The 11,106-nt window shown below is 43.0% G+C and carries 7 protein-coding genes; 4 read left to right on the plus strand and 3 right to left on the minus strand.

The annotated features are described in order from the left end of the window. Positions 1 to 87: 87 nt before the first annotated feature. Both NG798_RS11065 and NG798_RS11070 read left to right on the plus strand, forming a co-directional pair. Positions 88 to 2,691 carry a CHASE2 domain-containing protein gene (locus NG798_RS11065; RefSeq protein WP_261222578.1) on the plus strand — a complete coding sequence of 868 codons (2,604 nt, stop codon included), beginning with the start codon at positions 88 to 90 and terminating at the stop codon, positions 2,689 to 2,691. Between the two features lie 10 nt (positions 2,692 to 2,701). Further along, on the plus strand, positions 2,702 to 4,933 hold the full coding sequence (locus NG798_RS11070) for a fused MFS/spermidine synthase (protein WP_261222579.1): 2,232 nt from the start codon (positions 2,702 to 2,704) through the stop codon (positions 4,931 to 4,933). Between the two features lie 7 nt (positions 4,934 to 4,940). On the opposite strand, the gene NG798_RS11075 is transcribed toward NG798_RS11070, so the two are convergent. Beyond that, positions 4,941 to 6,461 (minus strand): SagB/ThcOx family dehydrogenase, encoded by a 1,521-nt coding sequence (locus NG798_RS11075; protein ID WP_261222580.1) that lies wholly within the window; start codon positions 6,459 to 6,461, stop codon positions 4,941 to 4,943. A 250-nt stretch (positions 6,462 to 6,711) separates the two neighbouring features. Between NG798_RS11075 and NG798_RS11080 the strand changes: the two genes are divergently transcribed. Beyond that, positions 6,712 to 7,254: a pentapeptide repeat-containing protein gene (locus NG798_RS11080; protein WP_317619580.1), complete on the plus strand. Its 543-nt coding sequence runs from the start codon at positions 6,712 to 6,714 to the stop codon at positions 7,252 to 7,254. A gap of 117 nt (positions 7,255 to 7,371) precedes the next feature. On the opposite strand, the gene NG798_RS11085 is transcribed toward NG798_RS11080, so the two are convergent. Next, complete coding sequence (locus tag NG798_RS11085) at positions 7,372 to 7,956, minus strand: Uma2 family endonuclease (protein WP_261222581.1); 585 nt, start codon at positions 7,954 to 7,956, stop codon at positions 7,372 to 7,374. Positions 7,957 to 8,063: 107 nt separating this feature from the next. Next, complete coding sequence (locus NG798_RS11090) at positions 8,064 to 9,746, minus strand: CapA family protein (protein WP_261222582.1); 1,683 nt, start codon at positions 9,744 to 9,746, stop codon at positions 8,064 to 8,066. A 183-nt stretch (positions 9,747 to 9,929) separates the two neighbouring features. Between NG798_RS11090 and rfbB the strand changes: the two genes are divergently transcribed. Continuing rightward, positions 9,930 to 11,024, plus strand: coding sequence for a dTDP-glucose 4,6-dehydratase (rfbB, locus tag NG798_RS11095; protein ID WP_261222583.1), 1,095 nt, complete (start codon positions 9,930 to 9,932; stop codon positions 11,022 to 11,024). Positions 11,025 to 11,106 lie beyond the last annotated feature (82 nt).

The following is an 11,106-nucleotide window of genomic DNA, read 5'->3' on the forward strand; positions in this document are numbered from 1 at the left end:
ATGCACGGAAGACATAGGAGGTCTGCGGAAAAATTTGGGAAAACTGGCAAAAGAAAAATTGAACAGGGAATTTACCTAAAAGTGTTGATGTGGCAAAAGGTAAAAAAGCAATTCGCTAAGCGCCTCGCCAAGCTCAAAAGAAGCAGTAACCTCAGCTATCGCAAAGGTTGGGGCGTTTTGATAATTGGGCCGGCAGTGGGAGTGGGGGTAATTGGGGCGACTTATTTAGGCGTGTTTCAACTTTTGGAGTGGGCTGTTTTGGATCGGTTTTTTCTGATGCGCCCGTTGGAAGCCCCAGACGAGCGTATTGTGATCGTCACAATTGACGAATCTGATATCCAGTATGTGAAACAGTGGCCGGCAACTGATGAGGTGCTGGCTGAGTTGTTGGAAAAAATTCGTAAGATGGAACCCAGAGCAATTGGTCTGGATATTTTTCGAGATTTAGCGGTGCCACCAGGCCATGAGAAATTACAGGAAATTTTTAGAACAACTCCCAATTTGATTGGTGTTGAAAAAGTGGTTGGTAAGCCGGTAGAACCACCGCCGGTTTTGGCCGAGTTTGAGCGGGTTTCAATGGCGGATCTTGTTCTGGATGCCGATGGCAAAGTGCGGCGTGCTTTGCTTTCTGTGAGGGTAGATAAAGGCAAAACTAAATTAAGTTTAGGCACACAATTGGGGCTGATGTATTTAGAAAAAGAAGGCATCGCCTTGCGAATGATTAACCCAGCAAAGCAGCATTTAGGGTTAGGAAAAGCGGTGTTTGTTCCTTTTGCCCGCAATGATGGTGCTTATGTGGGTGGGGATGCCGGTGGCTATCAAATTTTATTGAATTATCGCGGGCCGCGAGAAAATTTTTATACGGTTTCCCTAAAAGATGTTTTAGAAGACAAAGTTTCACCGGCCCAACTTAAAGACCGTTTAGTGTTGATTGGCGCCACCGGCATTAGCCTTAATGATGTTTTTTTTACGCCCTACAGTAACAGTGTTGCCAAGGCACCCATTCGCACGCCTGGGGTTGTTATTCACGCGAATATTGCCAGCCAAATTATCAGCGCGGCAATGGATGGCCGGCCTTTAATTAAAGTTTGGGATGAAAAGTTTGAGTGGTTGTGGCTGATGCTGTGGTCGTTTGTGGGGGCCGGTGGGGGCTGGCTTATCTGTGAAGCCAAAAATCTTAACAAGAATTTTTTTATTAAATGGGCAGTTCGTGGCGCTTTTTTAGCCGGGTTGAGTGCGTCTTTAATGGGGGGTAGTTATGTATTTTTTCTGGCGACTTGGTGGGTGCCGGTGGTTTCTCCCCTCCTGGCTTTCGCAGGTTCAGCCGTTCTCGTTTTTGCTTACCATACTCAAGAATTGCAACGATCTCAGGAGGCGCAGTTGGCGCAATTTTTGGAAGCAATGCCGGTGGGAGTGGCGGTGCTGGATGCGGCAGGTCATCCTTATTTTATGAATAAACTAGGAAAAAAATTGCTCGGTCAAGGTGTCAAGGCCGATGCTACAAAAAGCAGAATTGCCGAAGTTTATGGCTGTTATGTTGCCGGTACTAATGAACTTTACCCCAACGAACGGCAGCCAATCCTGAGAGCCCTTAAAGGCGAAGTTTCTTCTGTTGATGACCTCGAAATTCACATCGGGGATCAAGTCATACCGCTGGAAGCTTGGGGAACACCTATTTATGATGCTGATGGCAAAGTTGCTTATGCCCTGTCGGCGTTTCAAGACATTACAGAACGCAAAAAAGCCCAACGTGATCTAGCAGAAATGCTCGATGAACTTTTTAAAGCCAATTGCAATTTACAAAAAGCCCTCGATGCGGAGTTTAATATCACCGATGCCTACGGACGCTTTGTACCCCACGAATTTCTTTACTTTTTGGGATATGAGAGCATTTTAGATGTCAAATTAGGCGATAATGTTCAGCTAGATATGGCGATTTTGTTTGCCGATATTCGAGATTTCACTACCCTCAGCGAAACTATGAATCCCGAAGATAATTTTAAGTTTATTAATGCTTATTTATCTCGGATGGAACCGGCCATTGCTGAAAATAATGGGTTTATTGATAAATATATTGGCGATGCGATTATGGCCCTGTTTAGTGGGGGCGCTGATGATGCCATAAAAGCCGGAATTTCTATGTTGCAAAAACTTGCAGAATATAACGCAACAAGAGGCACACCAAAGCGTCCCTGTATTCAGATAGGAATAGGCATCAATACGGGATCATTAATGTTAGGCACTGTCGGGGGAGAAAGTCGCATGAATAGCACCGTTATTTCCGATGCAGTCAATTTAGCTTCTCGCATGGAAGGCTTAACAAAAAACTATGGAGTTTCTCTATTAATTTCTCATCATACTTTTTCTCGTTTAGAAGATAGCACCCAATATTGTATTCGCTTAATTGATAGTGTAAAAGTCAAAGGCAAATCAGAAAAAGTATCAGTCTTTGAAGTTTTCGATGCCGATCCACCGGACATTAAACAGCGCAAGTTAGCCACTAAACCACTTTTTGAAGAAGCAATTTTGCTTTATTATATGCAGTCTTTTCGAGAGGCTGGCCAAAAATTTCAAGAATGCTGTCAGCTAAACCCTCAAGATCGTGTTTCCCAAATTTATCTCGAACGCTGCCAAAATTGCCTAAAAGACAATTATCCCACCAATAATTCTTTCCCGTCTTCTGAATGGTAAAAAATCTTTTATGATGTTGATTATTTTTTCTGCCACACTCTTTATCAGCGCTTTCTTACTGTTTTGGGTGCAGTTGATGGTCGCTAAAATGATTTTACCCCTCTTAGGTGGTTCTCCTTCTGTCTGGAATACTTGTCAATTATTTTTTCAAGCAGTTTTATTGTTAGGCTATGGTTATTCTCACCTGACGACGCAACGCTGGGGACTCCGCCGACAGGCTATTTTTCACAGCTTTTTGCTATTTTTACCTGTGGCTTTTTTACCCCTTACTCTCACAAAATATTGGCTTCCTCCCCAAAATGCTAATCCTATTTTTTGGTTACTTGCTTTACTTCTCGTCTCCGTAGGTTTGCCTTTTTTTGTGATTTCTACCACTGCTCCTTTAATGCAGAAATGGTTTGCTTCTACGCCCAATTCTTCCCAAAATGATCCTTATTTTCTCTACAGCGCCAGTAACCTCGGCAGTATGTTAGGGTTGCTTTTCTATCCCATTTTTATTGAACCCAATTTCTCGCTTTCTCAGCAAAGTTGGGCGTGGTCTGCCGGCTATGGATTATTGATATTTTTAACATTATGTTGTGCCGGTTTTTTGGCTAAAAAAAAATTCAAACCAACCAAAGGCGAGATGCCTGTGTACCCTCCCGCCGACGCAACCCCAGGCGAATTGCCCCTACAAACCGAGGCTGGAGAAAGCTTAGATCCCCCCACACTCAAACAACAATTGCAGTGGTTATTCCTCGCTTTTATTCCTTCCAGCTTGCTGCTAGGAATAACAACCTATTTAACCGTTGATTTAGCAGCAATTCCGCTTTTATGGGCTGTGCCTTTAGCCTTATATTTACTGACATTTATCTTAGCCTTTGCACCGACTAACTTGTTGCCTATTCCGATATTTTCTAAAAGTTTACCGCTATTTTTCTCTCCCCTAATTATTTTATCATTGCTAAAAATATTACAACCCATCGGCTTATTATTACCCTTACACTTAACCGGCTTTTTTATCGCTACCGGCTTATTTCATGCCAAACTTGCCCAACTTCGCCCCCCCGTTCAATACCTCACCAAATTTTACCTTTGGGTTGCCTTTGGCGGCGTTTTGGGAGGCATATTTAACGCCCTTCTCGCACCGGCCATCTTTCCCACAATCTCCGAATATCCTTTAATAATGCTTTTAAGTTTGCTACTCTTGCAAACACCCCTCTTTCCAAAAAATAATCCCAAATCCAAAATATTGCCCCTCAGTTTAGGGCTATTATTGGGTGCATTACTCGGAGGATTTACCCTTGATAACTTTTTCAAAAATGCTCTTGTTTTTGCCTGCGGAGTTGCTTTACTAGCAGCCATTTATTATATTTTTACCTTGAGCAAATGGCGCTTTGTAGCCGGGGCTTTATTAATCTTAATGTTAGCGCAATTTTCCATCGGTAACTTAGGAGGGCTTTTATATAGCGAACGGAGCTTTTTTGGCGTTAACAGAGTCGTCTACGATAAACGAGGAAACTATCACAGTTTACTACACGGAACAACCTTACACGGCAGACAAAGCCTAGATCCTAAACGCCAGCAAGAACCCTTAACCTATTTTCATCCCACCGGCCCCATCGGACAATTATTTCAATATCTCAACAGCCAACAAAAATTAAAAAACATAGCAGTTTTAGGCTTAGGAATAGGCACTCTCGCAGCCTACAGCCAACCAGGACAAAATTGGACATTTTATGAAATAGATCCCAGTGTCAAAAAAATTGCCAGCGACCCCCGTTATTTCACCTTCTTAAAAAACGCCAAATCCCCCTATCAAATAATTTTAGGAGATGCCCGCCTGAAAATAGCCGAAGTCGGCAAAAACTCTTATGATTTAATTGTCATGGATGCCTTTAGCTCCGATTCAATACCCGTTCATTTAATCACCAAAGAAGCCCTAGAATTATACTCGACAAAACTAGCAAAAAATGGTATAATAGCCGTCAACATTTCTAACCGATATTTGAATGTCGAGCCGGTGTTAGCAGCCTTAGCAGAAAACTTAAATTTTGCCGCCTTACGACAATTACAGAAAGAAATGTCACCGGCAGAAAAAGAAATGGGAAAATCCGCCTCACACTGGGTGATATTTGCTCAAAACCGCGAAGACTTTGGCAAATTAACCGCAGATAGCCGGTGGCAAACCCTCCCCAAAACAAAAAATGCACCCCTCTGGACAGACGAATATTCAAATATTTTCAGTTTGTTGCGATTTTAACTTCCCATCAACGAGGCCGGCCCAAAGTTGTAATATAAATCACAGCTTCATCCGCAGGAATTCCCAAAACATCATTCACTTGGTCATCAAAAAAGCCTCCAATTCCACTCACTCCCAAACCCAAATGAATCGCCCCCAAATTCAACCGCTGTCCTAAATGTCCGGCATCCAAATGCAAATAGCGATAAACCCGGTCGCCATATTTAGCCACAGCCTTTTTCAGATCCGCCGTGTGAAACACCACAGCACCGGCATCGCGTCCGAGTTCTTGCCCCAAACACAAATAATGCAATTCGCGGCGGAAATTTTTAAAGCGAATTTGGCGAAACTCTTGGGCTTTTGGTGCATAGTAATAACAGCCTTCTTCCAAACCACGCACCCCAGAAACAACAATAAACGTCTCGATTAAATTCAAATCAAAGTAATCGGGTTTACCGTCGAGTCCTTGGTCAATATAATGGTGAGGTTGGTATGTAAAATCAAGCAAAGCTTTGAGTTCTTCAATCGTGATATCGCCTCCCGAATAGCTGCGAGTAGAACGCCGGCGCAAAATCGTATTTTCCAGCCCTTCTAAATCTTTACCCCAAGTAATGGAAGGAGTAACAGAGGAAATTTTCGTGCAAAAAGGGAAATTGTATTTATCTTGATCGGAAGTTTCATTTGGGTTAAGTTCCCAATTTTGGGGTACGCTGATATCCGTTTTGATTTCCGTTGCTGTGTGCAAATAAGCCAACAAATTACCATCGGGTATCTTTGGATATTCGGTTTGGGTTCCCGAAGCAAGAGCAGTTTTAACCGGCATCAAGTTTTGGTTAGGATCATCTAAGTCAGCCAGAGCAATAACTGTGAGAGTACCTTCTTGTTGAGAATCAAGGTAAAGCAAATTGTTGACTTGTTGATCATGGAAACCGCCAGTCAGGTAAGGCCGAAAGCCGGTGAGACTGCCCGCTAGTTCGATATTTCCCAGCAAATGGCCGGTGTCGAGGAAGATCCGCCGGTAGGCACGGTCAAGATAGCGCCAAGCTGAACGGTAAAAAATGGCAGTGGTAGCCAAGGCGATGTCGGTTTTTTCCAGAGATGGATGCTGGAAACAAGCTTGCTGGAGAGCCGGCCATACCGAATCATCCCAAAATCGCATTAGGCTATGGGTTTGGGGTTGGTAGTTGTAGAGGCCGGCTCTTAAAAAGCCGGTGCCGCGAGAAATCAGGTAAATTTCCGCCGGGTAAAGCCCTCCAGCAGAAGGAGCGGCTCTTAAATAAAGCGGCTTATCCATTGTCGGGACTCTCGCCGTCAGCCCATAGCTGCAAAACAGCAGACGGGATAAGCGTTGCCACCATTGACTCTCAGGCTTATTCGGGCTGGCTTTCAGGTAGGGTTTGAGATCAATTGCCGTGCCAATTTTGTATTCTTTAAAAGGAATTGGTTGTTTATCCCAGTCGAGTTGGTGGTTTTTGGAGGCCAAAGTTTCGGGGTCATACTTCGTGCGCTCGTGGTAGTGCTCGGCGATAGAGAGCTTGAGTTCTGGCATGGGTTTTTTTCTTACAATAGAGGTTTGTTTTTGATCTTGACATTGCTACTGCCTGATGTGTGATGAATGCTGGCGAAGATGCGCTGGTTTGAAGCGCGCTAAAGCGGAGTATGAGGGGCAAAAAACCTAAAAAAATATTAAAAAAGGCAAATTTTGGAAACAGTTCCTTAACAATAAGCAATGAGTATAAATACGCACTAATTACCAAAGTCACCGTCTCCAAACGGTGGGCATCTGGAAAAAAGGAACCATGACTATGCAACGGTTAACCGCTCAGGCGTTAAAAGATCGTTATGCGGAGGGCGTTCGGGATTTTACGGGGGTTGACCTAGCCGGTGCCGATCTGTTTGAGGCAGATTTACGCGAAATCGATCTCAGGGGTAGCAATTTAAGCCAAATTTATTTGCCTTACGCCAATCTCAGCAGGGCTAATTTACAAAATGCTCAAATTTATGATGCTCAATGCAGCGATGGCAAATTTTACCAGGCTGATTTATCAAATGCCAATTTGCAAGGCGCCAATTTCTCGCGGGCCAATCTCCGCTATGCTAATTTGCAGGGAGCCAATTTGTCAGGAGCAAATTTGCAAGGGGCGAATTTATATAAGGCAAATTTAAGCCAAGCAAATCTCACCGGCGCAAATGTAACTCTGGGGAATTTGGAGGAGGCAAAGTTAAGTGGCGCTCAGTTAAAAGGCTGTAATTTTTTCCGCTGTCGAGGCGTAAATATTTCTGATGCTTTTGTGGATGAAACAACCATTTTACCAGATGGCTATCGCGGCGAGTCGTCTTAATGAGGGGATAGGGTAAAGTTTGATTTATTTAGCGATCTTTTTAATGAGTGGTTATTGTTTTCAATGGCTTTCAAAACCACAATATTTTTATATATCATCTCCTACAGCCTTCTCTTTTTAAACGTTCTCTGGCTCAATTTCCTCCGATTCATCAAACACCGGCGGCCACAATTCTGTAATTGCAATTTCCCATCCAGGGAATAATTCAGGAATATTCAAAATCTCATCATTGCGGTAAATAACTGGTTTTTCGTTGAGGCGATAAACGCTGACAGTTAACTCATCCGGGTCTATTAAAACTCCTACAGTTGCGCCTTGTTGTAAATACATCCTAATTTTTTTGCGGAGTTTGCTAATTCTGTCACTTTGCGATTTAATTTCTACCACAAGATCGGGGACAATTTGCCCAAAATAACGCACCGTGCGAGGCATTCTGCTGCGGGATACAAAAGAAACATCCGGTGCTGTTAAATCGGTATTTGGCAAGATAAAACCACCGCTGGAATCAAAAATAAATCCCAGGCGCCGGGGGAAGACCCAGTTTCCTAGAAGCCGGCTGAACTGAGCACCTACAAAGCTGGATACAATATCTGATGGCCCCATTATTTTAATTTCTCCTTGTTGCAGTTCTATTTGGTAATCGTTGCGGTCGTTTTGTAGTTGCTTTTGTAGGTTTTCGACGTTTTTAATTGTGAGAGACATAGGGGTTTTTTGGTAATTTTATCAACGATTATAGCAGTTATCATTTGGATGAGCTACCGCAGGGGCTTCTAAAAACCGGCTTTCTTTTATAAATCAGCTATAAACCCTCACTTTTTGGTAATTTTTCCCTTATTATCGATTGTCAAAGGAGTATTGGGAAAATCACTCGCCATCAAACTCCGAATTAATCCCACACTGCGAAATTTTTGGTCAAAATAAGGCACTCCTTGCCCATCCAAATGCACCGGCAAAATCTTACCCTCCACAAAATCTCCCTCTTCATTTACCGCCACTTCCAAAATCAGCGAGTACCCCAATTCCGCCACCGTAGACAAAGTTTGATACCCCAAAAAATTCCCCAAAGAATAAGCAATTAACTTACCTTTATAAACCTCCACCGCCCTAGGAACGTGCGGCCCATGTCCTAAGATCAAATCAGCCCCAGCATCAATCATTGTCCGCGAAAACAACACCATATTGCCGCGATTTTCGCCATAAAAAAATTCCTCTCGATTTCGTACATTTATGGCATCGGTTCCTTCAGCCCCCGCATGAACTGAAATCACCACCACACTCGCTTTTTGTTTGGCTTCATTTACCAACTTTTTCGCAGCGGATAAATCCAAAATTGTGTTATGAGCATCGTAGGTACTAAAGCCAATAAATGCAACCGTTACCCCCTTGACATTTTTGTATAAAATTTGATTTTTTCTGCCAACCGTCTTAATTCCCACTTTTTCTAAATTTTCAATCGTATCCTTAAACCCCTGCTCAAAAAAATCAAACGAGTGATTATTGGCGACACTTAAAACATCAAAACCGGCATCTTTAAAAATTGTGTTATAACTAGGCGGCGAACGAAAGGCAAAGGTCATTCCCCGGCTGACATCTTTGGCAGAATAAGGATAATTTGTCATCGTGCTTTCAAAATTTCCAAACAAAATATCACTGCCTTGTAAATAAGGTTTCACAGCTTTAAATAAACTTTCCTTGGAAGCCGGCAGTTTATTGTAAGGATAATTACTCCCCGGAATTATATCTCCCACCGCTTTAATATTAATGGTGGTTCTTGGCAAAGTCTTGACAATATTTTTTTCTACATTTGTAGATGTTTTTGGCGTTTGTTTATCCTCAATAGAAGCCGGCGGCCCGCTTTGGATAAGTTGAGTAGAAATAAACGGGATAGCAGCCGCTTCAACTTCTCTATTTTGATATTTTTTCTCTTCAGCCTTGACTTGTGGCTGCGGTTGTTTCGGCTGATTTTTCACGGAAAATTCGGCGGTTGGAAAAGTAAACGAAAACGAATTTAAACTTCCTGAAACCTCGCTCCAAATATTTGCTAAACTCTCTGCTTGCCCCTGGTTTGAAAACGCCCATACCATCCCAAAACCCAAGCTTGAAAAAGCAAATATCAAGAGAGGTCTTATTAAAATTAACTGTAAATTACGTTGCTTTTTAATCTTTTTCCTAGCAACTTTAATCGGCTTTTTCAAAGGAACTCTGCCAACATCAAAAACCTGACTCCAAGACGGTTTTACACCGGCAATACCACCATAAACCCTCACCCTTAGAGCCGAACTAAGTTGCAACCTTTGTAAACCATTCGCAATAAACTCAACACAAGCTTGTTGCGGGGGAACACTTGATGCTTCTAGCAAAATATGCAAACAACCATCTTCGCAAACCACACTTGCGGTAATACCTTGATTTCGCAAAGCCTGATTAATCAAAAACCCAATCACATCAGGATCGCCCTGCCTTGCGAGAGCCATCATATCTTGCTGCTGCACAACATTTACCTCATACCACAGGTAGATGCCTTGATCATAAGGCTGAATTAGCTTAAAAAAGATTAATTTTGCAAAAAATTCTCATCCGGGCCGGTTTTAACGCTATTTTTGAAAAGGTCTGCTATCCTAACAGCAACCTCAAATCTAAAATCCCAAATCTAAAATCTAAAATCTAAAATCAAGATGACTGCTAACTCTAACCCAAACGAAAACCGGCAACCCCACCGCATCCTAATCACCGGCGGTGCAGGATTTATCGGCTCAAATTTTGTTTACCATTGGTACACAAAATACCCCGATGACCGCATTATAGTCCTCGACGCCCTCACCTACGCAGGCAACCGCCAAACTTTAGGCAACCTCGAAACCAAAGAAAATTTTCGCTTTGTCAAAGGCGATATTTGTGATCGCAGCCTCGTAGATACCCTGCTCAAAGAAGAATCCATCGATACTGTCGCACACTTTGCCGCCGAATCTCATGTAGACCGCTCAATTTTAGGGCCGGCGGCTTTTGTGCAAACCAATGTGGTTGGAACTTTTACCTTACTCGAAGCTTTTCGCCACCATTGGCAAGATAATGAACGTCCCGAAAATTACCGATTTCTGCACGTTTCTACCGATGAAGTTTATGGTAGTCTTGGCCCCGATGATCCAGCCTTCAGCGAAACAACACCCTACACCCCTAATAGTCCCTATTCAGCCTCAAAAGCCGGTAGCGATCACCTCGCCAGAGCTTATTTTCACACCTACAAAGTCCCCACAATTATCACAAATTGCTCGAATAATTACGGCCCCTACCACTTTCCAGAAAAATTAATTCCCCTGATGTGTATTAATATGCTTTTGGGGAAACCTTTGCCGGTTTATGGTGATGGGCAAAATATCCGCGATTGGCTTTATGTACGCGATCATTGCAGTGCTTTGGATGTGGTAATTCATGCCGGTCAACCGGGGGAAACGTATAATATTGGCGGCAATAATGAAGTCAAAAATATTGATTTAGTACGGATGTTGTGTCAATTAATGGATGAGTTGGCCCCAGAGTTGCCGGTGCGTCCCTGCGAAAAATTGATTACCTTTGTTAAAGACCGGCCCGGACATGACCGCCGTTATGCCATTGATGCTACCAAAATTAAAACTGAGTTGGGTTGGAGTCCTTCGGTAACAGTTGAGCAAGGTTTGCGCCAGACGGTTGAGTGGTATTTGGCTAACCCTGACTGGTGGAAACCGCTGCTGTCTGAGGAGTATCTGGCTTATTATCAAAAAGTTTATGCCTAGAAGCATTCTCTAATATTGCTTTGTTTGGCCGACCGGCAGCCCTGGCTTTTTGCTCCAAACAATTCCCAATAATATAGTGTAG

This window comes from Ancylothrix sp. D3o (assembly GCF_025370775.1).
Classification (GTDB): domain Bacteria; phylum Cyanobacteriota; class Cyanobacteriia; order Cyanobacteriales; family Oscillatoriaceae; genus Ancylothrix.

Coding starts and splice junctions, on each gene's coding strand:
- NG798_RS11070 (WP_261222579.1), top strand. CDS start 2,702: ATGATGTTGATTATTTTTTCTGCCACACTCTTTATCAGCGCTTTCTTA.
- NG798_RS11065 (WP_261222578.1), top strand. CDS start 88: ATGTGGCAAAAGGTAAAAAAGCAATTCGCTAAGCGCCTCGCCAAGCTC.
- NG798_RS11075 (WP_261222580.1), bottom strand. CDS start 6,461: ATGCCAGAACTCAAGCTCTCTATCGCCGAGCACTACCACGAGCGCACG.
- NG798_RS11080 (WP_317619580.1), top strand. CDS start 6,712: ATGACTATGCAACGGTTAACCGCTCAGGCGTTAAAAGATCGTTATGCG.
- rfbB (WP_261222583.1), top strand. CDS start 9,930: ATGACTGCTAACTCTAACCCAAACGAAAACCGGCAACCCCACCGCATC.
- NG798_RS11085 (WP_261222581.1), bottom strand. CDS start 7,956: ATGTCTCTCACAATTAAAAACGTCGAAAACCTACAAAAGCAACTACAA.